This is a genomic window from Salinicoccus kekensis, assembly GCF_900220995.1.
Lineage (GTDB): Bacteria > Bacillota > Bacilli > Staphylococcales > Salinicoccaceae > Lacicoccus > Lacicoccus kekensis.
Map to the genome: position 1 here is coordinate 41,361 of NZ_OBQF01000004.1, position 23,318 is coordinate 64,678.

General features: G+C 50.2%; 25 protein-coding genes. 6 read left to right on the top strand and 19 right to left on the bottom strand.

The features are described 5' to 3' along the window. Positions 1 to 74: 74 nt before the first annotated feature. From rho to fsa, 4 genes are all read right to left on the bottom strand, one after another. Positions 75 to 1,391, bottom strand: a complete 1,317-nt coding sequence (gene rho / locus CRN96_RS08465; protein ID WP_097041147.1) for a transcription termination factor Rho — start codon at positions 1,389 to 1,391, stop codon at positions 75 to 77. 147 nt (positions 1,392 to 1,538) lie between these two features. Beyond that, entirely contained in the window at positions 1,539 to 2,504 is a 966-nt protein-coding gene (glpX, locus tag CRN96_RS08470) for a class II fructose-bisphosphatase (RefSeq protein WP_097041149.1), read from the bottom strand. 113 nt (positions 2,505 to 2,617) lie between these two features. Beyond that, positions 2,618 to 3,877, bottom strand: coding sequence for a UDP-N-acetylglucosamine 1-carboxyvinyltransferase (locus CRN96_RS08475; RefSeq protein WP_097041151.1), 1,260 nt, complete (start codon positions 3,875 to 3,877; stop codon positions 2,618 to 2,620). A 29-nt stretch (positions 3,878 to 3,906) separates the two neighbouring features. Beyond that, positions 3,907 to 4,551 carry a fructose-6-phosphate aldolase gene (gene fsa / locus CRN96_RS08480; RefSeq protein WP_097041153.1) on the bottom strand — a complete coding sequence of 215 codons (645 nt, stop codon included), beginning with the start codon at positions 4,549 to 4,551 and terminating at the stop codon, positions 3,907 to 3,909. A gap of 201 nt (positions 4,552 to 4,752) precedes the next feature. Here fsa and CRN96_RS08485 point away from each other — a divergent pair, with 201 nt between their 5' ends. Beyond that, positions 4,753 to 5,265, top strand: coding sequence for a DUF2529 family protein (locus tag CRN96_RS08485; RefSeq protein WP_097041155.1), 513 nt, complete (start codon positions 4,753 to 4,755; stop codon positions 5,263 to 5,265). Positions 5,266 to 5,288: 23 nt separating this feature from the next. On the opposite strand, the gene CRN96_RS08490 is transcribed toward CRN96_RS08485, so the two are convergent. From CRN96_RS08490 to CRN96_RS08500, 3 genes are all read right to left on the bottom strand, one after another. After that, on the bottom strand, positions 5,289 to 6,884 hold the full coding sequence (locus CRN96_RS08490; RefSeq protein WP_097041157.1) for a CTP synthase: 1,596 nt from the start codon (positions 6,882 to 6,884) through the stop codon (positions 5,289 to 5,291). Between the two features lie 133 nt (positions 6,885 to 7,017). Further along, on the bottom strand, positions 7,018 to 7,554 hold the full coding sequence (gene rpoE, locus CRN96_RS08495; RefSeq protein ID WP_097041160.1) for a DNA-directed RNA polymerase subunit delta: 537 nt from the start codon (positions 7,552 to 7,554) through the stop codon (positions 7,018 to 7,020). A gap of 72 nt (positions 7,555 to 7,626) precedes the next feature. Continuing rightward, positions 7,627 to 8,466, bottom strand: coding sequence for a GNAT family N-acetyltransferase (locus CRN96_RS08500; protein ID WP_097041162.1), 840 nt, complete (start codon positions 8,464 to 8,466; stop codon positions 7,627 to 7,629). Positions 8,467 to 8,763: 297 nt separating this feature from the next. Here CRN96_RS08500 and CRN96_RS08505 point away from each other — a divergent pair, with 297 nt between their 5' ends. The 3 genes from CRN96_RS08505 (at position 8,764) to CRN96_RS08515 (ending at position 11,904) form a co-directional block, all read left to right on the top strand. Beyond that, positions 8,764 to 10,347 carry a BCCT family transporter gene (locus CRN96_RS08505; protein WP_245844595.1) on the top strand — a complete coding sequence of 528 codons (1,584 nt, stop codon included), beginning with the start codon at positions 8,764 to 8,766 and terminating at the stop codon, positions 10,345 to 10,347. 65 nt (positions 10,348 to 10,412) lie between these two features. After that, positions 10,413 to 11,216 (top strand): type II pantothenate kinase, encoded by an 804-nt coding sequence (gene coaW / locus CRN96_RS08510; protein ID WP_097041166.1) that lies wholly within the window; start codon positions 10,413 to 10,415, stop codon positions 11,214 to 11,216. A 67-nt stretch (positions 11,217 to 11,283) separates the two neighbouring features. Further along, positions 11,284 to 11,904: a hypothetical protein gene (locus CRN96_RS08515; protein ID WP_097041168.1), complete on the top strand. Its 621-nt coding sequence runs from the start codon at positions 11,284 to 11,286 to the stop codon at positions 11,902 to 11,904. A 39-nt stretch (positions 11,905 to 11,943) separates the two neighbouring features. Here the strand turns inward: CRN96_RS08515 and CRN96_RS08520 are convergent, their stop codons facing one another. The 5 genes from CRN96_RS08520 to CRN96_RS08540 form a co-directional block, all read right to left on the bottom strand. Then, positions 11,944 to 12,360, bottom strand: a complete 417-nt coding sequence (locus tag CRN96_RS08520) for an OsmC family protein (protein ID WP_097041170.1) — start codon at positions 12,358 to 12,360, stop codon at positions 11,944 to 11,946. A gap of 36 nt (positions 12,361 to 12,396) precedes the next feature. Then, positions 12,397 to 13,620: an Nramp family divalent metal transporter gene (locus tag CRN96_RS08525; RefSeq protein ID WP_097041172.1), complete on the bottom strand. Its 1,224-nt coding sequence runs from the start codon at positions 13,618 to 13,620 to the stop codon at positions 12,397 to 12,399. A gap of 65 nt (positions 13,621 to 13,685) precedes the next feature. Continuing rightward, entirely contained in the window at positions 13,686 to 14,906 is a 1,221-nt protein-coding gene (locus CRN96_RS08530; protein ID WP_097041174.1) for an Nramp family divalent metal transporter, read from the bottom strand. 44 nt (positions 14,907 to 14,950) lie between these two features. Continuing rightward, positions 14,951 to 15,862, bottom strand: coding sequence for an agmatinase family protein (locus tag CRN96_RS08535; protein WP_097041557.1), 912 nt, complete (start codon positions 15,860 to 15,862; stop codon positions 14,951 to 14,953). 144 nt (positions 15,863 to 16,006) lie between these two features. Further along, positions 16,007 to 16,354, bottom strand: a complete 348-nt coding sequence (locus tag CRN96_RS08540) for a carboxymuconolactone decarboxylase family protein (RefSeq protein ID WP_097041176.1) — start codon at positions 16,352 to 16,354, stop codon at positions 16,007 to 16,009. A 138-nt stretch (positions 16,355 to 16,492) separates the two neighbouring features. Between CRN96_RS08540 and CRN96_RS08545 the strand changes: the two genes are divergently transcribed. Continuing rightward, entirely contained in the window at positions 16,493 to 16,867 is a 375-nt protein-coding gene (locus tag CRN96_RS08545; protein ID WP_097041177.1) for a DUF6176 family protein, read from the top strand. A gap of 40 nt (positions 16,868 to 16,907) precedes the next feature. On the opposite strand, the gene CRN96_RS08550 is transcribed toward CRN96_RS08545, so the two are convergent. Next, positions 16,908 to 17,108, bottom strand: coding sequence for a hypothetical protein (locus CRN96_RS08550; protein WP_097041180.1), 201 nt, complete (start codon positions 17,106 to 17,108; stop codon positions 16,908 to 16,910). A gap of 64 nt (positions 17,109 to 17,172) precedes the next feature. Continuing rightward, positions 17,173 to 17,679 carry a GNAT family N-acetyltransferase gene (locus CRN96_RS08555; RefSeq protein WP_179647158.1) on the bottom strand — a complete coding sequence of 169 codons (507 nt, stop codon included), beginning with the start codon at positions 17,677 to 17,679 and terminating at the stop codon, positions 17,173 to 17,175. Between the two features lie 196 nt (positions 17,680 to 17,875). Here CRN96_RS08555 and CRN96_RS08560 point away from each other — a divergent pair, with 196 nt between their 5' ends. Next, positions 17,876 to 18,586, top strand: a complete 711-nt coding sequence (locus tag CRN96_RS08560; protein ID WP_179647159.1) for a YwaF family protein — start codon at positions 17,876 to 17,878, stop codon at positions 18,584 to 18,586. A 50-nt stretch (positions 18,587 to 18,636) separates the two neighbouring features. On the opposite strand, the gene CRN96_RS08565 is transcribed toward CRN96_RS08560, so the two are convergent. The 5 genes from CRN96_RS08565 to CRN96_RS08585 form a co-directional block, all read right to left on the bottom strand. After that, positions 18,637 to 19,482, bottom strand: coding sequence for an aldo/keto reductase (locus tag CRN96_RS08565; protein WP_097041186.1), 846 nt, complete (start codon positions 19,480 to 19,482; stop codon positions 18,637 to 18,639). Positions 19,483 to 19,506: 24 nt separating this feature from the next. Next, positions 19,507 to 20,034 carry a chromate transporter gene (locus CRN96_RS08570; RefSeq protein WP_097041188.1) on the bottom strand — a complete coding sequence of 176 codons (528 nt, stop codon included), beginning with the start codon at positions 20,032 to 20,034 and terminating at the stop codon, positions 19,507 to 19,509. Then, positions 20,031 to 20,570: a chromate transporter gene (locus tag CRN96_RS08575; protein ID WP_097041190.1), complete on the bottom strand. Its 540-nt coding sequence runs from the start codon at positions 20,568 to 20,570 to the stop codon at positions 20,031 to 20,033. The genes CRN96_RS08570 and CRN96_RS08575 overlap by 4 nt, the downstream gene beginning before the upstream one ends. A 15-nt stretch (positions 20,571 to 20,585) precedes the next feature. Then, positions 20,586 to 22,175 (bottom strand): gamma-glutamyltransferase family protein, encoded by a 1,590-nt coding sequence (locus CRN96_RS08580; protein ID WP_097041192.1) that lies wholly within the window; start codon positions 22,173 to 22,175, stop codon positions 20,586 to 20,588. A gap of 73 nt (positions 22,176 to 22,248) precedes the next feature. Beyond that, a complete protein-coding gene (locus CRN96_RS08585; RefSeq protein WP_097041194.1) occupies positions 22,249 to 23,283 on the bottom strand; it encodes an SEC-C metal-binding domain-containing protein in 1,035 nt (344 codons plus the stop codon). Positions 23,284 to 23,318 lie beyond the last annotated feature (35 nt).

Genomic DNA, 23,318 nt, shown 5'->3' on the forward strand with positions numbered 1-23,318 from the left:
TTTGTGATTTTACTGTACAATACTTGTGTATTATACAGGACGGCGATGCAAAAATCAACCATTTTTCAAAGCGTTTATATGACGGGTTTTCCGGTCTTCTGGGAGGAGACCATCCGCTCCCGCAGCACGTCGAAAAATTCTTCGTTCGATTCCGTCTGCTTCAATATCCGGAGGAACCGTTCCGTGAAGTCCGGTGAATCCGTGAAGAGCTTCCTCAGCTGCCACAGTATGTCCAGCTCTTTTTTGTCCAGCAGGAGCTCCTCTTTCCTCGTGCTCGACCGGCGGATGTCGATTGCCGGATATATGCGTTTTTCACTCAGGCCCCGGTCAAGATGAAGCTCCATGTTTCCGGTTCCTTTGAACTCCTCATAAATCACATCATCCATCCTGCTGCCCGTATCGACGAGCGCCGTGGACAGGATCGTGAGACTTCCGCCAGCTTCTATGTTCCGCGCTGCGCCGAAGAAGTGCTTCGGCCTGTGCAGGCTGGCAGGGTCGAGGCCGCCTGAGAGTGTACGGCCGCTTGGCGGGATCACCAGGTTGTAGGCTCTTGCGAGACGGGTGATGGAGTCCATCAGGATGATGACATCCTCCCCCATCTCGACCATGCGCTTCGATCTCTCAAGCAGCAGCTCCGCCACTTTGACATGGTGCTCGGGCGGCTCATCGAAAGTGGAATGGACGACATCGGCATTTTCGACGGAACGTTCCAGATCCGTCACCTCTTCCGGCCGTTCACCGATCAGCAGAATGAAGAGCTTCGACTCCGGATGGTTGTGGGAGACGGCGTTCGCAATCTCTTTGAGCAGCGACGTCTTCCCCGCCTTCGGAGGTGCGACGATCATACCGCGCTGGCCGAACCCGATCGGGGTGACGAGATCCATGATGCGCGTCGATAAATCACCGGCTTTATTCTCAAGATGGATGCGCTCTTCTGGGTAGAGGGGGGTGAGTGCCTGGAAATGCGGCCGTTTCTTGACGTCTTCTGCATTCTGGTCGTTGATGAAGTCCACCTGCAGCAGCCCGTAGTACTTCTCGTTCTCTTTGGGCTTCCTGACTTTGCCGGTGACTTTATCGCCTTTTTTAAGTTCGAACCTGCGGATTTGTGAAGCGGAAATGTAGATGTCCTTTTCCCCTTTGGAGTAGTTGACCGTTCTGAGGAATCCGTAGCCGTCCTGCTGGATGTCATCCAGGACGCCTTCCATATAATAATTCCCGTCTTTTTCCATTTCAGCTTCCATTATCGCAAGCACAAGCTCTTTTTTATTCAGCTTGCTGTAGTTCGTCAGCCTGAGTTCTTTTGCCCGTGCAGTGAGGACTTTTGTTGAATTATTTTTATACAGCGAATCGAAGGATTCATATTTCAATCCTTCCCTGTTTTGATCAGTCATGTATTCACTTCGCTTTCATATATTTGGGTGATGTATAGTATGTTTAAAGAGATTGCAGAGGAAGTATTGAAGCGTCTCAATTAGAACAACTGTATTCTACAGCATATTGGACCAAAAGAAAAGGAGCATATACCATGCTCCTGATGCTCAGTTGTCCATCACCATATTCGGTTTCTTCTTCAGGCTGTGCCGCCCGTTGATGAAGCGGACCGTCCCGGACTTCGCCCTCATGACCACCGATGACGTCTCGGCATAGCTGCCCTTGAACTGTACGCCCTTCATCATTTCCCCGTCGGTCACGGCCGTTGCGGCAAAAATCGAATCGTCCCCTTTGACCACATCATCCATCAGGAACTTTTTCCCCGCATCGACACCCATGGATTCGCACCGCACCACTTCATCGTCATTCACGGGGTGCAGGCGGCCCTGGAAATCCCCGCCCAGGCATTTGATGCCGACGGCCGAGATCACACCTTCCGGGGCACCGCCGATGCCGAGCATGATGTCGACACCCGTCCAGTCGAAGCATGTGTTGATTGCACCGGCTACGTCACCGTTCTCAAACAACTTGACCCGGGCGCCGGCTTCCCTTGCCGCATCGATGTACGCCTGATTGCGCGGACGGTTGATGATCGTCACCGTGACTTCGGAGATTTCCTTATCTTTCGCTTTGGCGACGGCATGGAGGTTATCGGCCACCGTGGCATCCAGGTCCACCAGCCCCCTGCATTCCGGGCCGACGGCGATCTTGTCCATGTACATGTCCGGTGCGTGGAGCAGGTTGCCCTTATCGGCGACTGCTAGCACCGTGAGCGCATTCCAACCGCCTGTGGCCACGATTGATGTGCCTTCCAGGGGATCGACTGCGATATCGATGTCAGGTCCTTCCTTCGTACCCAGTTTTTCGCCGATATAAAGCATGGGCGCCTCATCGATCTCACCTTCACCGATGACGACTTCACCTTTCATCGGTATCGTATCAAAGACGGTACGCATCGCTTCCGTCGCTGCATCATCCGCCGCTTCCTTCAAACCTTTCCCCACCCATCTGGCACTCTGCAGGGCAGCAGCCTCGGTCACCCGGACCAGCTCCATCGATAAACTTCTTTCCATAAGGGAACCTCCTGTAATTTTTTCCTCAATAGTATATCACATTGGAAAACAGTGTGGCATATACAATAAAGAACCGGCACTGATCGATGACCAGTACCGGTTATTATGAACGTTTACAATTTTTCTCTCCAGATGTCCGCACCGAGTGCCTCCAGTTTGCTGACGATGTCCGTATAGCCCCGGTCGATATGCGCGACGTTGTGGATCGTCGTGACCCCCTCGGCAATCAGTCCTGAAAGCAACAGGCATGCGCCGGCCCGGAGATCGCTCGCATACACATCCGCACCCTGCAAGGTCGATGGATAAATCAGGGCAGTGCCGCTGTTTTTATCGATTTTTGCACCCATCCGCCTCAGCTCATCCACATGCCTGAACCTCGCGGGATAAATCGTTTCGGTGATCTTACTCACACCTTCTGTCAAAAATAACAGGGGCGTGATCGGCTGCTGCAGATCTGTCGCAAAGCCCGGATAAACCTGCGTCTTCACTGACACGGGTTTGTATGTTTCCGGACGGGAAATGACCATATAATCATCACCGGTTTCGATGTGGACGCCGGCTTCCTCGAGTTTCGACGTGAGCGACTCCATGTGCAGCGGGATGATGTTGTTCACCCGGTAATCCTTCCCTGCAATTGCACCTGCTATCATATAAGTGCCTGCTTCGATCCGGTCCGGGATGATGCTGTGGCGCGTGCCGTGAAGCTTTTCGACTCCGTTGATCTTGATCGTGTCCGTGCCGGCGCCTTTGATGTCCGCGCCCATCTTGTTGAGCAGCGAAGCGACATCCACGATTTCGGGCTCCTTCGCCACATTTTCAAGGGTAGTCCGGCCTTCTGCACAGCTTGCCGCCATCATCAGATTGATGGTTGCACCGACGCTGACCACATCAAAGAATATTTTGGCACCGGTCAATTTCTCCGCTTCCAGATACATTGCACCGTACTCATTGGTCACTTTGGCACCGAGTGCTTCAAACCCTTTGATGTGCTGATCGATCGGCCTCGGGCCGAGCGGGCATCCGCCCGGCAGGCCGATCACGCATTTCTTGAAGCGCGCAAGCATCGCACCCATCATATAATAGGAAGCTCTGAGTGACTGGACTTTGGTGTTTGCAAGCGGCATATTCTCCGCTTCCCCGCCATTGATCTTAAGATTCGTACCTTCCAGTTCTGTCCTGATGTTCAAGTCGTTCAACAGGCTCATCAGCGTGTTGACATCCGATATTTCGGGCAGCCCTTCCAAAAGCACTTCCCCTTCAGATGCCATCAATGAAGCGGGTATCAATGCCACTGCACTGTTTTTTGCGCCGCTGATGTCCACTTCCCCAGTCAGGGTCCGTCCGCCGCGTACTTTTATCACTTCTTTAGTCATATGCTTACTCCTAACTTAAAATAGGACGTTTATTTGTCCTTGTTCCAGTCATTCAAAAACTGTTCGATGCCTTTGTCCGTCAGAGGATGATCCGTCAGTTTCTTCAGCACTTTGTAAGGGATCGTCGCGATATGCGCACCTTTCAGGGCAGAACCGTGCACATGGCCTTCATTCCTGATCGATGCAGCGATGATTTCGGTGTCGATGCCGTGCAGTTCAAAAATCACACTGATGTCTTCAATCAGCTGAAGGCCTTCAAGGCCGATGTCATCCAGGCGGCCGATGAACGGTGAAACGTAAGTTGCACCGGCACGTGCGGCAGTCAGTGCCTGAACCGTATTGAACACGAGTGTGACGTTTGTCTTGATTCCTTCAGACGCCAATACTTTCACAGCTTTCATGCCTTCACCCGTCATCGGGATCTTGACGATGATATGTTTGTGGAGCTTCGCAAGCTCCCTGCCTTCCTCGATCATGCCTTCAGCATCGAGGGCGATCACTTCGCCGCTGACCGGTCCGTCCACAAGCTCGCAGATTTCAACGAGACGGTCATGGAAGGAGATGTCCTTCTCCTTTGCAACGAGCGACGGGTTCGTGGTCACGCCGCTCAGGACACCCCACTCATGTATTTCTTTAATTTCATCCATATTTGCTGTATCAATAAAATACTTCATAATCAAAAGTCCTCCATTATATTCTTTCATCCATTATATAAGATTATTGTTTATACCGGCAAAGAAAACGATGGAATGATACATATCCATCTTTGAAACTGATTTTCCCGCCGGATGGCACAGTTTTTTTGATAATCCTCAAATAAACATTCGATTTAATGTTAAAATACATACATTGACTACAATTTCGAGGTGGATATCATGGATAAGATATTGCAGACACAAATGAATAATATATATAACCAAATAAACGCCCAGGAAGAAGAGGTCGAGACCGCAGCCAGGCTGCTCGCGCAGGCCGTGCACGGGGAAGGCCGCGTGGTGGTGAAAACTTTTCATGATTTCACCAAAATCGAACCGCTCCTCACCCAGGGGGAGCTGAAGCTCGGTAACCCTGTCCCTTTTTCCTCCCTGGAAGCGCTCGACACTCCCGACAGGGTGCTTGTCGTCGCCAACACTTTCGATGAGGAAGTCAGGGCGTTCACGGAAACATTATACGACAATGCGGTCGAATTCGCCCTGATTTCAAACTACAACAGGCATGAAGCGGAGACGATCGACAGTTTCCACCACTATATTGACCTATCTTCACCGAGGCCGCTCATACCGACGCCCGCCTTCGATAAAATCGTCAATCCCTACATCAACGCATTCACCTACATCTATTACCACTTGTATGTACTGATTGATGAAATGACGAATGAGGAATATTAAAAAATCCCCCGGAGGGGATTTTTTTATTTCAAGCTCGCATCAATCAGACCCTGGAACAATGGATGCGGCCTTGTCGGTCTTGATAAAAATTCCGGGTGGAACTGGACCGCAAGGAAGTACGGATGGTCTTCAAGCTCGATCATTTCCACAAGGCGGCCGTCCGGGCTCACGCCGGAGAAGGTCATGCCGTGTTCTTCCAGCTGCTCTTTATAGGCATTGTTGAACTCATATCTGTGGCGGTGCCTTTCGCTGATCAGCTCTTTCCCGTAAAGCGCTCTGGCTTTAGTTCCTTCTTTGAGCTCGCACGGGAAGCTGCCGAGCCTGAGTGTGCCGCCGAGATCGATGACATCTTTCTGCTCAGGCATCAGATCGATGATCGGATCCGGCGTGTTCGGGTCGAGCTCCCTCGAATGGGCATTTTCAATTCCCACTATGCTCCTTGCGAACTCGACCGTCGCGAGCTGCATGCCGAGACAGATGCCGAGTATCGGGGTTTTATTCTCCCTCGCATATTTCAGCGCAAGGATTTTCCCTTCGACACCGCGCTCGCCGAACCCGCCCGGCACGACGATGCCGTCAAGTCCGCCGAGTTTTTCTTCATAGTTGTCGGATGCGATATGCTCCGAATTGATCCACTTGATGTCGATATCCGCCTGGCGCTCATATCCCGCATGTCTCAACGACTCTGCAACGGATAGATAAGCATCCTGGAGGGAGACGTATTTGCCGACGATGCCGATCGAAATCGACTTATCGATTTTATCCAGATTTTCAAGCAGATGTTTCCATTCCACCAGATCCGCCTGCTTGGAAGGTTTCAGATTAAGCTTCTCGATGACCAGGTCATCCGCATGCTGTTCCTGCAGCCTTATGACGATGTTGTAGATCGTCTCCTCATCACGGGCCTCGATGACATTTTCCTTTTCGATGTCACAGAACAGCGCAATCTTATCCCTCAGATCCTCTTCCATTTCATGCTCGGAACGGACGACGATCATATCCGGCTGGATGCCGAGGCCGCGCAGTTCTTTGACGCTGTGCTGTGTCGGCTTCGTCTTCATCTCGCCCGCCGCTTTGATGTAAGGCAGCAGTGTACAGTGGATGTACATGACGTTTTCACGCCCGATATCGCTGCGGAGCTGCCTGATGCTCTCAAGGAACGGCAGTGACTCGATATCTCCGATCGTGCCGCCGATTTCGGTGATGACGACATCCGCCTTCGACACTTCACCGGCTTTGATCAGACGTGATTTGATTTCATTCGTGATATGCGGTATCACCTGCACCGTCGCACCCAGGTAGTCCCCGCGGCGCTCTTTCCTGATGACTTCCGAGTACACTTTACCCGCCGTCACGTTGGAATATTTATGCAGACTGATGTCGATGAAACGTTCATAGTGGCCGAGGTCGAGATCGGTTTCAGCACCGTCATCGGTGACGAACACCTCTCCGTGCTGATACGGACTCATCGTCCCCGGGTCCACATTCAAATATGGATCGAATTTTTGGATGGTCACTTTATAACCACGGTCTTTCAATAATCGGCCAAGTGATGCCGCAGTGATGCCTTTACCCAGTGAAGATACGACCCCGCCGGTAACAAAGATATATTTAGTCATCTGTTTTCCTCCTGTAAAAATAAAAATGCTCCCTTTCACGCAAGGTGAAAAGGAGCCGTTCTTCTCTTCCCTGTTTCAGGGAGCCCAAATAAAATAATAGCACTTTCTGTACTAAAGTCAACTATAATTTGGCTCAGACACTTTTTTCATCATCTTCATAATTATCTTCCAGATCATCCGTATCGTCATATTCCAGCGTTTCACCGAGGGGCTCATCAAGTGTTTCGTCCAGTTCCTCATCCGTACTCTCGTTCAATGGTGAGTGCAGATCTTCGGTGTCACTGTCAACGAGGTCCTTATCCTGATCGAATGCATCCGCAGGCGTGTCATCCTGTTCCTCTTCAAACACAACCTCGTCTTCTTCTGTCGCAAGCTCGATCTTATGGATGGTCGGTGCGACTTTATCGGAGATGTCATCTACGGAATACCAGTCGCGGAGACCCCAGACATTCTCTCCCGTCGATAAAAATCTGCCGTCCGTGTTCAGGTCGGTGTAGAACTGGAGTATGCGGTTTTCGATTTCTTCATCTCTGTATCCGCCGACTTCCTTGAATTTGTCTATGATGTCGTAAAGGTCAGTGTCTTCGCCCTTATCCTGAAGGTAGATATAGGACATATCTATAAACGAATTCTCATCCATCATTTCTTTTGAATAATTATCTATTCTCATTGATTTGCACCCTTTCGTTCGCTCGTATCTTTAGATATGATACAGCTATTTATACGCCCGCGCAAGAAGTATTTAATATTTAACATACTTGATATACAAGTGCGCTTTATCCGTCTCTTTGAAACGTGTAAAACCGACATGTTCGAACAGTCTGTTGATGTACCTGTCTTCGTCCGCCTCCACTGCCACGACCGTCACATCCCCCACATTCCTCCTGAGGAATGTGCCGAGCTGCCTTAAGGCACTGGAGGCGATGCCCCGCTGCCTTTTGTCGGCCTCGACGAATATATGCTTCAGATGAAGCCTCTCCTCATCAATCACCCCTTCAAGGTAACCGACAACCTTCTCATTATCAAGCACTATATCGATTTTCAAATGGGGATGCTCTTTTTCACCATCCAGCTTCAATTTAATGTTGCTGACATATTTCCGGTCGAGATCCAGATAATACAGCCGCTCAAAACCCACAGGCCCGTCTTCCTTGGTCGCCGTGTGTATGAAACCCGCCCTCTCATATAAGTTCCATGCCGCGGCATTCTCTGTATCCACGACAAGATGCAGGTGGTCGAAATCGGAGAAATGCTCCTGGACGAAAAGCGGCAGATTCATCGCCACTTCGGTTCCATACCCCTTCCCCTGGACATTTTCGTTGATGGACAGGGAACGGACGAACACCGCTTCCTTCACCGTATCATACCCTTCATGCCTGTAATGCTTATGGAGCACGAAAAAGCCGACGACCCCATCTTCCTCATTGACGACGACACACGGCATCCGCTCCTCATCCCCCACCGCCTCATCAAGCACTTCAAGCGGCAGGCTGGTGTATTCGAGCTGTGCGCCGCTCAATTTGAAACTTTTCAGTTCTTCCCTGTCCGCCTCTTTGAACGGGCGTATTTCGATATTATTCATAATTGTGACCCCTTTTTGACATATGTATTTAATTTGTTATGATACTGAATATACCTTTTCAATTATACTTCGGTCTTTCTAAAAGATTAACCCGAAATGTAGTTGGACAAACATTTCAGTTTCATCAAATCAATATCAAAGTAATTTAATTGACAATTTACTCAGCAATTATTTTACTATCAGCGTCTCACCGCTGGTACGGGGTACCAGCGGTGTCTTTTATGGAAACTTCCCAGAATATACATAGCGACCATATTTCCGTAGACATGCTGAAAAAAATTTATGGAGGTTTTCAGAGTGAGTAAAGGAAAAGGACAGGATGAAGCTAAAAACGACAGAGAGATTTTACCCGGCGAACAGGGCTCCAAGCTTGGCACTGTCTTCTGGGGTGCGGGCGGAGTCATTGCGATCGCCGCATTGCTCGCCATCATTTTCCCTGAAACGGTGGAAAATGCCTCATATGGCATTTACGATACGATTGCCCGGAACTTCAACTGGCTGTTTCTGATCAGTGTTTTCGGTTTTGGCGTATTCCTGCTGTTTCTTGCAATTTCGCCGTACGGCCGCATCAAACTTGGAACGGATGATTCGAAGCCGGAATTTTCATTCCGCTCATGGATTGGCATGCTGTTCTCGAGCGGACTCGGGGTCGGCCTCGTATTCTACGGGGTCGCAGAGCCGATGGAACATTTCATGATCGCCCCCTTCCCGGGCGGGGAAGTCGAATCCTATGAAGCGGCACGCACCGCCATGGGCTACACGTTCTTTCACTGGGGCATCTCACAGTGGTCGATATTCGGGGTCGCGGGCCTCGCAATCGGGTACAGCCAGTACCGTAAAAAGAAGAACGGCATGGTGTCCACATCACTTGAACCTTTGTTCGGCCAGAATTATAATCAGCCGTCCAGAAGGCTGATTGATATTTTGGCGGTCATCGCAACAATCACAGGGATGTCGACATCGGTCGGACTTGGGATACTGCAGATGGACGGCGGTCTGAACTTCGCCTTCGGCCTGCCTTCAGGCCCTGCTACACAAATCACCCTGACCGTCCTGATGGTCGTTCTGTTCCTGTTCTCGACGATCACCGGATTGAAGCGGGGCATCAAGTGGCTCAGCAACCTGAATATGGCCCTTGCATTGATCCTCACGTTATTCGTGATGTTCACCGGACCTTTCACATTCATCATGGAAACTTTCGTCCTCGGCATCGGGGACTACTTGAGGAGCTATGTCGGATACTCACTCCGGACGCAGCCTTATTCAGGGGAGACATGGGTTCAGGAATGGACCGTCTTCTACTGGGCATGGGTGATCGCGTGGAGTCCCTTCATCGGTTCGTTCGTCGCCCGGGTATCCAAAGGGCGCACAATACGTGAATATGTACTCGGCATACTGATCGTCCCTCCGCTGCTTTCATTCCTGTGGATCGCAGCGCTCGGCGGTACGGCAATGTACTCCGACTTATTCAATGGCACGAACATTGGTGAAATCGTCCTGGATGACCAGACTGCAGCACTTTTCACCATGTTTGAGCAAATACCGATGACTGCCATCACATCAGCCATCGCAATCGTCCTGATCTTCACCTTCCTGGTGACTTCCGCGGATTCGGCGACATTCATCGTTGCGGGGATGACTTCAGGAAACACGGAAAATCCATCAACACGATTGAAAGTGTTATGGGGGCTGCTGCTCGGTTTCCTGACGATCTCACTGATCCTTGCAGGCGGACTCAGCAGTCTACAGGCCGCTTCGCTCCTTGCAGGATTGCCGTTCACACTGATACTGATACTGATGATCTTTGCAGTTTCAAAATCCCTCAGACGTGAATCCAACGAAGCATTGAAGCGACGTCCAAGAAGGACAAAACTTAAATAATTTATACAAAATTTTTAATGTCATTGGTATACTATTGCCAATGACATTTTTTTGGGGGCAGATTTATGAAGATAGGGATCGATGCCGGAGGCACTTTATTGAAAATCGTATTTATCAAGGACGATGGCAGCCATGTTTTCAGGAAGGTGCCCGCCCTGGATATAGACCGCTTCGCAGATGAGTTGAACCGGGAATATCCGGAAGCGGAAATCCACCTCACCGGGGGCAAGGCAGAATACATGGGCCGCATATTGACCCATGAAGTGAAACATGCCATCGAGTTCGATGCAACATATAAGGGACTCAAATATCTGATGAAAGAACAGGATTTACATATTGAAAGATTCGTCTATTTGAATGTCGGCACCGGCACCTCTTTCCACCAGGCCGATGCCCGCGGCCAGAAAAGGGCCGGTGGGACAGGCGTCGGCGGCGGAACACTGATGGGATTATCCTACCTCCTGACAGGTGTCGAGGAATTTAAAGAAATCGTCACACTCGCAAAAGAAGGTGACCGCGACGCAATCGACCTGAAAGTCCATCATATATATGCAGGGGACGCTTCGCCCATACCCGGCGATCTTACGGCAAGTAATTTCGGCAATGTGAAATCCGGGGACAGGGAGAAGGTCAGGCATGCCGATGAGCTCCGGGCGGTCATTGGACTCGTCGCTGAAACCGTCAGCACGGTCGGCATCAATCTGGCGGATGGTTTCGGCACCAGAGACATCGTCTTCATCGGTTCCACACTGCTGAACAATGATGTGATGATCGATACGATCAGATACTATGTCTCACTCAAAGGCATGCAGCCGCACTTCATCGAAAACGGTGAATTCTCAGGAGCACTCGGTGTATTGATGGTGTGATCTCCGTATGGTTTTTATCGTTCCGGTGCTTTAAAATGGAAGGTAGAGGAATATCGGGAGGGGTTCGATGAAACTCATACTATTACTGATGTCTGTACCTTTTCTGCTCATCTCCTGTATAACTACGCTCGCCGGCCTGGATTCCGGGGACGGGGAATTACCGGAGGAAGCGGAGCAGGAGGAAGTGGCGGAAACGGATGATGCTGAAGAAGCCGAGGAAGAAGATCCGGAACCTCCGGAGGTGACGCCTGTAAACATAACATCTGAAGCCTTCATTTCCAATTTCTTCACGGCAGCCTACGAATACCGCACCATTTCGATCGGCTCGAGCTACGATTATATGACCGGCGTACTCGGTGAGCCGGAAGGCAGTGGTGAAATCACCGACGGCGTTTATTACCACTATGAACATATCGGCTTCAATTTTCCTGCGTCTGCAGAAGATGCCGATACCTCGGAAATGCGTATAGACGGAATCATCATCTTCCCGGAAGAGTTCTCCAAGATGGATGCCGTTGAAAATTACGGCTGGCCGACCCAAGATGACGTCGGGAACTTCAGGATGCTCTATGACAGCGACCCTGACAACGGCTACTATATCATGATGCCTTACGATCAGGAGGATTATGTGACGGCCCTGCTGCTGCACACTGAAGATTTCCAGGACACTTCCCTCGCTGATGATTAAGCATTAAAACATGCTCCCCGGACATCCGGGGAGCATGTTTTATATCTCTTCACCATTCAAAATCGCTTTGACCGTAAAGTCTGCATTCAATGAGTTCACGGCGGAGCAGTATTTCTCGTGGGATAAATTCAGCGCACGGTTCAATATCTTCGCAGGCACATCCCCCTCCACCTTCACTGTGATCTCGACATCGGTGAAGCGTTTCGGTTCGATTTCTGCACGTTTTCCATCGAGTTCAAGTTCAAGGCTTTCCACTTTATCCATCTGGTGCCTCATGATCACGCACATATCGATGCCCATGCATCCTGCGACACCGTGGAGCACCATTTCCATTGGTGACGGTGCACTTCCCGAACCGCCCGCCTCTTTCCTCGCATCCATTTTGACGGTGTGTCCGGAAACATCCGCAGTTGATTCGAATGAGATGTCCCCGAGCCATTTCGTATTCACTTTCATTATGATTCCTCCGATCAGCAATAGTCACATACCATTCTACTGGAAAAAGCTCGTCACTGCATCAATGAAACTGTATACGCCCAAAAATGTCACGACCGCGGTGATGATCCAGCCTGCGACATTCAGAGCCGTCGAGTTTTTGAACTCGCCCATCAGGCCTTTCTTATTGATCACAATCATTATGAATATCGCAATGAGCGGCAGGATCATCCCGTTCAGTGCCTGCGCGATGAGCAGCACCTCAAGCGGCTCAAAGCCGATGGCCGATGTGATGATGCCGATGATGATTACGATCGCAAATATCATTTTATACTTCTTATTCTGGAAGCCGCCTTTCCACCGCATGAAACTGCTGACTGTCGCAGCCGCCCCCATCGGGGACGCGATGGCCGACGAGAAACCTGCAGAGAACAGGCCGACACTGATGAATATCGGCGCCCATGCGCCCATCAGCGGCTCAAGCGGTGCCGCAAGTTCGACCACACTCGTCACTTCCCTGCCCTGGATCAGTGCGCCTGCAGTGATCAATATCGCTGCAGTGATGATGCCGCCGGCCGTGATCATCAGTATGGTGTCGAATCTCATGCTGGAAAGTTTTGATGTATCCCCCCATTTTTCACTTGCAGTCTGTGCGTGTATGAAGAAGTTATAGGGCACGACCGTCGTACCGATCAGCGCGATGACCAGTATGATCGAGCCGCTCGGGATGGACGGTATAAAAGCCCCTTCAAATAATGCCGGCAAATCCGGCCCGGCGATGAACATCGTCGTGATGAAGACGACGCCCATCAGGATGACGAAGAATACCATCAGCTTTTCGACGACTTTATAGCCGCCCGCAAGTGCCAGGATCAGAATTATGACGCCGACAATCGGTGCGACGATGTTCTCCGGCACATTGAATAAGTAGGATATCCCGAGTGAGGTGCCGAGCAGGTCCCCGCTGATGTATGCGGCACAGCCGATCGCCACTGCAATCATGATGATGTAGACCGATGCGAACTTGAGTATTTTATTGGTGAACAGCTCCCGGATGTTCTCCCCGAGCCCTTCTTTTGTCACGACCCCGATCCTTGCCACCATCTCCTGCAGTATGATCGTTGCGATGATTGCAAACAGCACCGCCCACAGCAATGCGAATCCGAACCCTGCACCGGCCCGCGTCGCTGTGGTCACCGTGCCCGGACCGATGAACGAAGCGGTGATGATCGCCCCCGGACCGATTTCTTTCAGTTTGTTGATGATTGATGAATTCCCCATGTTTATCCCCCCTGTTTTATGTCAACTGGCGTATACCCCGGTTGACCGTGGTGCTGCAAACACTCCTAAAACAAACTCATAAGTGCATCAATCATGCTGTATGCACCTAAAAACGTCACGACGGCCGTCACTGCCCATCCAGCAATGTTCAATGCCGTCGAGTTTTTGAACTCGCCCATCAGACCTTTCCTGTTGATGACGACCATGATGAATATCGCGATGATCGGCAGGATCATGCCGTTCAATGCCTGCGCAATCAATAACACTTCCAGCGGTTCGAACCCAAGTGCTGAAGTGATGATGCCGATGATGATCACCAGGCTGAAGACCATCTTATACTTCCTGTTCTGGAAACTGCCCTTCCAGCCCATGAAGCTGCTGACCGTTGCCGCCGCCCCCATCGGGGATGCGGTTGCTGAAGAGAATCCCGCGGCGAACAGCCCGACACTGATGAAGATCGGTGCCCATTCACCCATCAGCGGTTCAAGCGGTGCAGCCAGTTCCACGATGCTCGTCACTTCCGTGCCCTGGATCAGCGCGCCTGCGGTGATCATTATTGCAGCGGTGATGAGCCCGCCGACGGTGATGGATAAGATGGTATCGAACCTTGCTTCACCCAGCTGGCTCGTGTCCTGCCATTTTTCACTTGCAGTCTGGGCATGTATGAAGAAATTGTAGGGTACGACCGTCGTCCCGATCAGCGCGATCACCATGAGTGTGGATCCGGTCGGGATGCCCGGTATGAAGGCCCCTTCCAACAGCTCCAAAACATTCGGACCGGCGACGAACATCGTCGTGATGAATGTGATGCTCATGATGACGATGAAGAACACCATCAGCTTCTCTATGATCTTATAGCCGCCTGTCAGCGCCATTATCAGTATGATGGTGCCGAGTATCGGCGCCACGATGTTTTCCGGTACATTGAATAAGTATGAAACCCCGAGTGAGGTGCCGAGCAGATCCCCGCTGATATAGGCTGCACACCCGACAGCCACTGCGATCATGATGATGTACACAGAGGCGAATTTCAGGATTTTATTGGTGAACAGCTCCCTGATGTTCTCCCCGAGCCCCTGCTTTGTGACAATGCCGATCCTTGCCACCATCTCCTGAAGTATGATGGTCGCAATAATCGCAAAAAGGATCGTCCAAAGCAGTGCGAAGCCGAATCCTGCACCGGCCCGTGTCGCGGTGGTGACGGTGCCCGGGCCGATGAATGACGCCGTGATGATTGCGGCCGGGCCGATGGATTTCAGTTTATCCATGATTGTTGATTTAGCCATGCTAATACCTCTCTTTTTTAGAAAAATAAATAGGAGATCACCTCCTATTTATCATGGTGACCTCCCTGTACGTGACCGGCGAGGACATAGAGTATCGCAGTGGATACGAAATGTGCGGAATTCTGGTTCGCATCCTGCATCGGATACACCTCGACGTAGTCCATGCCGCAAAGACCGCGTTTGCCGAATTCATATATCATCGTGAGCAGTTCATAGGAATTCAATCCGTTGCCGTCGACCGGACCGCCCGGGTTGAAGGCGAAATCGAGTACGTCGCTGCAGATCGTCAGGTAGACGACGTCCACATCCTTTGACGCCATATCATAGATCTCGTTCGCATATGCCTTCAGATCACTCTGCGCACGTATGTCATTGATTGTGAGTGTCACCGCGCCGGCCTCTTTAGCCGCCCTGCCGTTTTCAGGCTTGTTGCGCGGGCCTTTGATGCCTGTATGGATCATGCTTTCGTTCCTGATGCCCTCCGTTTCATAGAGGCGCTTGAACGGTGTACTGCGCGCATACTTATCCCCTTCGAATTCCTCGTTGTTGTCATAATGGGAATCCAGGTGGATGATGCCCACTTTCTTCCCCGTCTTCGTCAATGATTTAAGGATCGGGTAGGTGACGCTGTGGTCCCCGCCCAGCCCGACCAGGAATTTACCGCTGCTCCAAAGGTTGTCGGCAAAATCCTCAATGTTGCCGACAGTGTCCGGGACGTTATGCGGGTTGATGGTGACATCGCCCACATCCCCGAATGTCAAATGATCTTCAACGTTGATGTGATCGAGTTCGGGGAGGTAAGTGCTGTATCTCGCAGAAGACAGGCGGATCTGCTTCGGCCCGAGTTCCACACCCGTATAGTCCCCCCATGTACTCGAAGCTTCCCACGGCACGCCGTAGAAGAGCACATCCGTATCGTATTCACTTGCATCAGTCAGGTTTTTCGCACCGAGCATCGGCGGGGTGTTACCGTAAATATTTTTCTCAGCCAAGTCAAAACACTCCTTTAAATTATATATTAATCAAATATCCTAATACGCCGTTTATAAAACTATTATCCCATCATTTAATGATTAAGTATTCCAATAAATGCACTTTTTCTAATTTTCTTCTCCAACAGCTTCATCAAATGCTTCCAACGCTTTGCCGCCGTATACCATTCCCGGACCGCCGCCCATGACGATCGCGACTTCGGCCACATCGGCAATTTCCTGCCGCGAGGCGCCGAGCGCCACCAGCTTGTTGATGTGGTTGCCGATGCAGCCTTCACACTTATCCGCAATCGCATATGTGAGAGCGACAATTTCTTTCGTCTTTTTATCAAGCGCACCTGCCGCATATGCGGAATTCTGCAATTTTTTATATTCCCTCATCGTTTCAGGGGACATTTCCTGCATCCTTTTCGTATTTGCCTGGGCGCGTGTGTTAAGCGCTTTCCAAGAGGTCATCCGATCACCTTTCCTGACTTTTAATTTTTAAAATAATTTTACATATTAAATATAACAATGAAATATTGAAAAGGGAATTGACAATGCTTTTAAATGATGTATGATGGTGAAAGTGAATTGGAAAAGGGAGGCTTGAAAATGCAGGTGGAGTTGACGAAGTTCCGTATTAAACGGGGTAAAAGCGAATTAGTGGATGAATGGATGGATTTCCTGAATCAGAACATGCAGGATGCACTGCTTTCACTGGACGGTGAAAAAATGTTTGTTGAGACGATCATGCGTGATACGATCGGTGATCGTGAGTATCTCTACTGGTATTCAATTCAGGCCGATGACGGCGAAACGAACTCTCAGGCAGCCGAATGTGTCGACCGGAAGCATATCGAGTACTGGAACAAATGCATCGACAAGGCATATCGCCCAAAAAATCTGAAGAATGAAGTCGTCATGATTCCCAACCGCTTAAAAGAATATATGAAAACTCTCGAAAAAGAAGAAGCTGTACAAGTATAAAAAAAGGTATCCATCACTTAAGATGGATACCTTTTTCGTTTCAATTGTTTTCATCGTTGCGCCTTCCGGATGATCTGATGATGTTGAAGATCAGCCATCCGAATAAAGTGATCAAAGAAATGATCAATATGACGCTTGCGGCAAAATTGAATGCAAAACTGTCGGGGAAGAATCCTATCCCGATGAAAATAAGAAGGAATCCAAGCAGCACTCCCCCGCCGATCAATAAAACAGGTCTCATACAACACATCCTCAAATCTTTTTACTTCATCTACACACTGTCACAGCCCGGATGCAGATAATACCTACCTTACGAACTTGGCCATCTGGATCAGATCGGTATAGCCGTCCTTCAGCTTCACCTGATCCACCTGCCTGCCTTCCTGCACGAAGCCGAGCCTCTCATAGAACCTGATCGCCCCTTCGTTATTCGCGAACACATCCAGTACAATCTTCTCAAGGACCGGACTTTCCTCTGCATGCCTGATCGCCCGGTTGATCAGCTCGGTGCCGATGCCGTGGCCGGCAAATTCGGGCTGGAGGCTGACACCGAACTGGCAGACATGTTCAAACTTTTTACGGTCGAGCTGCCTTAAATTCAGTATACCGACTATGCGTCCATCCACTTCCACCACAAGGCCCAGGTCTTCCTCTTTCAGGGAAGTGATGTTGTTCTCCTGCTTTTCCAGGGAAATTCCCTTATCCTCAATGGGAGTGGCAAGTGTATCCGGATACTTTTCCGTCACGATTTCCTTATGTTCGATGATCTGCTGTGCATCTTCAAGCTCAGGTTTCCTGATAATGTAATCCATAGCGTGTGCCTCCATACTATTATACTATTGTCTCAATTTTATCATGTGAATAATTTATTACAATTTAAGTGTTTGCTGCATTGTCAGACGCCCTTCCCCCCGGGATGATTGCAGGGAACCCCGTTTCCGATGTTGTAAAACTACCCACATGTCGTTTATGCTTAAGTTACTATATTTTGGCATGGAGGGGGTCTTTATGGACAGAGTGATAAATCCTGCCGAACCTTTTGTGGAACCGGGCGACGTCAGTTATTTTGCATACCTCGTTTTATTGACACTTTGTTTTTACGTGATATACAGGATGAGATCCAGAATTTCAGGAAACGCGCAGAAAGTCCTGTTTGTTTTTCTGATCATCTCGATAGGGCAAAGAATCCTGATCAACACCTGGTATCTTATCAACGACGACTATTCACTTGCCTATTCACTGCCGTTTCAAATATGCCGGGTGGTCATCTGGCTGATCATCATACAGTACTTCGTCCGAAAGGATTTTTTGAACCAGGCCATCTTTTATATAGGTCTGTTTGCTTATGCAGCTTTCATATACCCGATCGGCATCCATCCTGTATGGCACATGGCCGGATGGGCCTTTTTCATACTTCATGCTGCGAATGTGCTCTTCCCTTTCGCGATGCATTATGCCGCCGGATTTGTACCGAGCCTGAAAGGCGTTTTCCAGGCTTATCTCATATTCATCGCCTACTTCTTTTTCGTATACTTCCTGAACCCGGTCGTCGGCGGCAACTACTTCTTCATCAACAACCGGCCGTTTTTCCACGAGATGGGGGAAGGATTGTACATCACGGTCAATTTAGCCGGGACACTCATCGGGTTCCTTGCCGTCTACGCCATCATCCGGGCGGTCATCCATATCAGGAGAAGGTCTGCGACCCCGGGGACTTGAAGGTGGAACCAAAAAAAGAAGCCGGGACTCATATCCCGGCTTCCTTCAATTTAGTCTCCAAATGTTTCAAGCGTCACTTTGTCGGGGTCTTTCCCGACGCGTTCATGCCGGTCCAGTGCCGTGATCTCACTTACTTCTTCAGGAGTGAGTTCAAAGTCAAATATATCCCCGTTCTCCCTCACCCTGTCGCGGCTCACCGATTTCGGGATGGTCGAGACACCCGTCTCGACGTCCCACCTCAAAATGATCTGGGCCGGTGTCTTGCCATATTTTTCCGCCAGCCGGACGATCAGCGGTTCATCGAACATGCGCCCGCGCTTAAGCGGCGACCATGCTTCAAGCAGTATTCCATGTGACTCACAGAATTTTTTCAGTTCAGGCTGCGCCAGATGCGGATGATATTCGACCTGGTTCAGCATCGGCTTGATTTCGCATTCATCGAAAATATCCTGAAGATGATGCGGGTTGAAATTGCTCACACCGATGGCACGCACTTTCCCGTCTTTGTATAATTTTTCGAGGGCCTTCCACGTGTCCACATATGTCCCAGGCATCGGCCAGTGAATCAGATATAGATCGATGTAATCCATATCAAGTGCTTCAAGGCTCTTATCAAAGGCTTTCAATGTTTTTTCATAGCCCTGGTCGGTGTTCCAAACTTTTGTCGTGACGAATATATCTTCCCTCGGCACGCCGGAATTTTTAATCGCCTCACCGACACCCTTTTCGTTTTTGTAGACTTTTGCCGTATCTATATGACGGTAGCCGAACTCCAAAGCACTCGTGACCGCCGTCGCAAGTTCCCCTTCATCGACATTCTTATAAACACCGAGCCCCATCACGGGAATTTCCACTCCATTTGAAAGCGTGTAAGTATCCTGAATCGATTTTGCCATATCGTCACCTCTTATATTGTTTGTCTAAAGCAGTATTGCACCGTAAATCAGGCCGAATAAAATCACCAGTGCCGGATGCACTTTGAACTTTGTGAGCATCAGGAAGCTCGCGATGATTAGAATGACTGTATGGACAGCACCCGACTGGATGAAAGCACCGCTGAAGAAATCATATGCGATGACACCGAGGAGGATGGCCACAACCGGCCTGACGAACAGCGTCAGCGTTTCAAACTTTTTGGTGCCTTTCAGTTTATACAATAACCCGGCGAGGAACACCATCAGCAGCAGTGAAGGCAGCACGGCAGCGGTCACTGCAATGAACGCCCCGGGCACACCGCCGACCATGAACCCGATGTAGCCGGCCATCTTGGTGATGATCGGCCCGGGCAGGGCGTTGCCGAGCGCCAGCACTTCGGCAAACTCCTGCGAGTCCATCCAGCCGTAGTTCTGCACGACTTCCTGTTCCACGAGCGGGATGGAGGCAGGCCCGCCGCCGTAGCCCAGTATGCCGGGGATGAAGAATGCGAGAAATATCTGGAAGTATATCATATTTTCCTCCCCTCTTTCCTGAACAGGCTGAAGATGATGATCGCTGCAATGATGATCGCCGGATGGATGTTGAGAGGCACCAGCAGTATCAATGCCGCGATGGTGAAGAGTATGAGGAACGGCCATGTCGTCTTCGCTTTTGCTTTGCTCAGGAAATCATACGTCAGCATCGCCATCATCACGCCGACGACCGGCAGGACGCCCCGGCTCATCCCCTGCACCCAGGCGAGTTCCTGGAATTCCACAAACAGGGTCAGGAGGATGATCATCAGGATGATCGTTGGGACGATCGTCGCGAGCACCGCATTGGCGAGTCCCAGCCAGCCGCTTTTTATGTAACCGATATAACCTGCCAGTTTTGTTGCGATCGGCCCGGGCAGTGTATTGCCTATTGCGAGCATGTCCTGGAATTCCTCATCCGTCATCCATTTATGGATGTCCACGACTTCCGCCTTGATCAGCGGTATGGATGCCGGCCCGCCGCCGTAGCCGAGCATCCCCACTTTGAAAAATATCCAAAATATCTTTAACTGCATTTATGATCACTTCTTCTAATAGATTGAAATCGAACCGTCGGTTCTTGACTCGGTGCCGCCGACATAAGACCCGTTGTCCTGTCGGATGATGATCTGCCCCCGGCCGAAATGGTTCGGCTCAAGGCTGATGTTCACCTGGTGGCCCCTCCTGTTGAGCTCACGTGCAATATCCACCGGGAACCGGTCTTCGACATCCACACGCATGCCTTCCATGAACTGCCATCTCGGTGCATCCAGTGCGCTCTGCGGGTTCATCCCGTAATCAATCAGGTTCATCGCCACCTGCAGATGCCCCTGCGGCTGCATGAATCCACCCATCACGCCGAACGGACCGACAGGTGCACCGTCTTTCGTGATGAAGCCGGGAATGATCGTATGAAGCGATTTCTTGCGTCCGCCGATGAAATTCGGATGTTTTTCATCCATCGAAAAATTGTGTCCCCTGTTCTGCAACGCGATGCCCGTACCCGGAACGACCACACCCGACCCGAAGCCCATGTAGTTGCTCTGGATATAGGACACCATGTTACCGTCTTTATCCGCCGTTGCAAGGTACACAGTGCCGCCTTTCGGCAGCTCCCCGTGCACCCGTTCTTCTGCATGGTCCCCGATCTCCGATCGGCGCGCCTTCAAATAGCCTTCATCCAGCAGATTGCGGGATTCGACTTTCATATGTCCTGCATCAGAAACAAATGCCGTTGTATCGCTGAATGCCTGCTTCATCGCTTCGATCTGATGATGGTAGTAATCGCCATCCCTCCCGGCGAAATCATCATCCTTCAGCATGCCGAGCGCCATAAGGGCCGCAATGCCTTGTCCGTTCGGCGGTATCTCATGGATGTCATACCCTTTGTAGTTGATGCTGATGGGTTTGACATACTCCACCCTGTAGGATTTCAGGTCATCATGGGTGAGTATGCCGCCGGTCTCACCGGCGTATCCGATGATTTTATCCGCAAGGTCCCCCTCATAAAACGATCTTGCATTCGTATCCGCGATCTCTTCCAGTGTATCTGCATGCGCCGGCAGTGTCTTCACATCGCCTGCTTCCACTTCCCCGAAGACCTCGAACCAGTGTTTGATCTCCGGAAATTCTTCCACTTCTTTTTCAAATTTCTTATATGCGGCCTTCCAGAACTTTGCGACCGTCGGTGTGATGACATAACCTTCCCTTGCCGCCCGTACAGCCGGTGCAAGCACTTCCTTCAATGTGAGCCTGCCGAATTTATCGATCAAGTCCGCCCACGCTGCCGGTACACCCGGCACATTCACAGGCAGCCATCCATATACAGGCATTTCATCGAATCCGTTTGCCTTCAATGTCTCCATCGACAAGTTTTCAGATGAATGACCGCTTGCGTTCATACCGTGGAGCTCCCCGTTCATCCAGGCAATCATGAAGGCGTCCCCTCCGATCCCGTTGCTTGTCGGTTCCACTACGGTCAGCGTTGCAGCGGTCGCAACTGCAGCATCCATCGCGTTGCCGCCCTGCTTCAACATCTCGGTGCCCGCTTCAGTGGCGAGCGGATGTGATGTGGCGACCATGCCGTTTTTTGCATATACACTGTAGCGACTGTTCTGGTACGGATAGTTGTGATGTTTCATAAAATCCCCTTTATTTATATTATTTTGAAAACTTAAATTAATGAATCACCCTGCATTACACAGGGTGATATTGTCACGCTCCACAGCATTTTTTATATTTTTTGCCGCTGCCGCAAGGGCACGGGTCATTCCGTCCGACTTTCACTTCTTTGACGACCGTCCTGGTCTTCAGTTCAGATTCCTTATGACCGCGGTATTTGAAGTGGCGCGTATTTTCGACGATGCCTGCGATGTTATCGAAGAAGTCGCGCTGTTCCTGCACATTCTTGAATTCGACATCCAGGGACATCAGGTATTTCACAATTTCATCCTGCTTCTCCCCGCGCATGATCAGCTGCAGCAGGGAGATATAGATGCCCTGATGCTTCGAACGCGGCACATCGATGTTCTTTTCAATCCATTCTTTCAGCTTCTTATGGTTGGATGATTCGTCTATATAGTTCGGATCGCTGAACTTGATGAACTTACCGAATTCGGGTTCGTAATACGGCCTGTCGCCCTGGAGCTTTTTGACCATTTCATACTGTGCATAGTTCATGTCATCAATGACGATCTGCTCATTATCCTCATCAATCGAAATATCATAAGGCGAGCCTTCCAGGAACCCCACCAGCTCCGATGGGGTCACATCTTCATCATAATATTTTTTGAACAGATGGATCAGCTGATCGAAACTCACGATGCCGTACAGGTGGAGTGCCGCCCTGATCAGGTTCAGCCTCCTCTGCACTTCAAGGCGCGCTTCCGCATTCTCTTTTGTATCCACCACCCTGAACAGGTCGATCACGGTGTCCGTCAGATAGAAATGATCCTCTTTCTCCGGGTCCTCGAAAGCATAACCCATGATATACAGGCCGAATATATCCTCCAGCGGATAAAGTGCATCATTCTTTTCCGCTTCTGCAGCCTCTTTCCATGAGTTGAATGAGGCATCATCGATATATTTATAGGCATAGGCCGCCGTTTCCGGCGCCTTTTGGACAGCTGTGATCTCTTTTATCAAATCATCTTTTTTAAAAGTAGAATAACTTTTGACCGAGATCGTCTTCGCCAATCTTTTCAAGTCATTCATGTTATATGCCTGTAACTGCTTTTCAGCATTTGCCATGAAAGATCCACCTCCGCAAACTTTTAATAGTTCCA

What these genes read in the sequence shown, in the direction of transcription:
- coaW (WP_097041166.1), top strand. Translation starts at nt 10,413, where the DNA reads ATGAAGATAGGGATCGATGCCGGAGGCACTTTATTGAAAATCGTATTT.
- CRN96_RS08550 (WP_097041180.1), bottom strand. Translation starts at nt 17,108, where the DNA reads ATGAGACCTGTTTTATTGATCGGCGGGGGAGTGCTGCTTGGATTCCTT.
- CRN96_RS08525 (WP_097041172.1), bottom strand. Translation starts at nt 13,620, where the DNA reads ATGGGGAATTCATCAATCATCAACAAACTGAAAGAAATCGGTCCGGGG.
- CRN96_RS08570 (WP_097041188.1), bottom strand. Translation starts at nt 20,034, where the DNA reads ATGATATACTTCCAGATATTTCTCGCATTCTTCATCCCCGGCATACTG.
- CRN96_RS08555 (WP_179647158.1), bottom strand. Translation starts at nt 17,679, where the DNA reads ATGGATTACATTATCAGGAAACCTGAGCTTGAAGATGCACAGCAGATC.
- CRN96_RS08545 (WP_097041177.1), top strand. Translation starts at nt 16,493, where the DNA reads ATGCAGGTGGAGTTGACGAAGTTCCGTATTAAACGGGGTAAAAGCGAA.
- CRN96_RS08500 (WP_097041162.1), bottom strand. Translation starts at nt 8,466, where the DNA reads ATGAATAATATCGAAATACGCCCGTTCAAAGAGGCGGACAGGGAAGAA.
- CRN96_RS08575 (WP_097041190.1), bottom strand. Translation starts at nt 20,570, where the DNA reads ATGCAGTTAAAGATATTTTGGATATTTTTCAAAGTGGGGATGCTCGGC.
- CRN96_RS08565 (WP_097041186.1), bottom strand. Translation starts at nt 19,482, where the DNA reads ATGGCAAAATCGATTCAGGATACTTACACGCTTTCAAATGGAGTGGAA.
- rho (WP_097041147.1), bottom strand. Translation starts at nt 1,391, where the DNA reads ATGACTGATCAAAACAGGGAAGGATTGAAATATGAATCCTTCGATTCG.
- CRN96_RS08540 (WP_097041176.1), bottom strand. Translation starts at nt 16,354, where the DNA reads ATGACCTCTTGGAAAGCGCTTAACACACGCGCCCAGGCAAATACGAAA.
- CRN96_RS08535 (WP_097041557.1), bottom strand. Translation starts at nt 15,862, where the DNA reads ATGCTCGGTGCGAAAAACCTGACTGATGCAAGTGAATACGATACGGAT.
- CRN96_RS08580 (WP_097041192.1), bottom strand. Translation starts at nt 22,175, where the DNA reads ATGAAACATCACAACTATCCGTACCAGAACAGTCGCTACAGTGTATAT.
- CRN96_RS08490 (WP_097041157.1), bottom strand. Translation starts at nt 6,884, where the DNA reads ATGACTAAATATATCTTTGTTACCGGCGGGGTCGTATCTTCACTGGGT.
- CRN96_RS08485 (WP_097041155.1), top strand. Translation starts at nt 4,753, where the DNA reads ATGGATAAGATATTGCAGACACAAATGAATAATATATATAACCAAATA.
- CRN96_RS08520 (WP_097041170.1), bottom strand. Translation starts at nt 12,360, where the DNA reads ATGAAAGTGAATACGAAATGGCTCGGGGACATCTCATTCGAATCAACT.
- CRN96_RS08515 (WP_097041168.1), top strand. Translation starts at nt 11,284, where the DNA reads ATGAAACTCATACTATTACTGATGTCTGTACCTTTTCTGCTCATCTCC.
- rpoE (WP_097041160.1), bottom strand. Translation starts at nt 7,554, where the DNA reads ATGAGAATAGATAATTATTCAAAAGAAATGATGGATGAGAATTCGTTT.
- CRN96_RS08560 (WP_179647159.1), top strand. Translation starts at nt 17,876, where the DNA reads ATGGACAGAGTGATAAATCCTGCCGAACCTTTTGTGGAACCGGGCGAC.
- CRN96_RS08475 (WP_097041151.1), bottom strand. Translation starts at nt 3,877, where the DNA reads ATGACTAAAGAAGTGATAAAAGTACGCGGCGGACGGACCCTGACTGGG.
- CRN96_RS08530 (WP_097041174.1), bottom strand. Translation starts at nt 14,906, where the DNA reads ATGGCTAAATCAACAATCATGGATAAACTGAAATCCATCGGCCCGGCC.
- fsa (WP_097041153.1), bottom strand. Translation starts at nt 4,551, where the DNA reads ATGAAGTATTTTATTGATACAGCAAATATGGATGAAATTAAAGAAATA.
- CRN96_RS08585 (WP_097041194.1), bottom strand. Translation starts at nt 23,283, where the DNA reads ATGGCAAATGCTGAAAAGCAGTTACAGGCATATAACATGAATGACTTG.
- glpX (WP_097041149.1), bottom strand. Translation starts at nt 2,504, where the DNA reads ATGGAAAGAAGTTTATCGATGGAGCTGGTCCGGGTGACCGAGGCTGCT.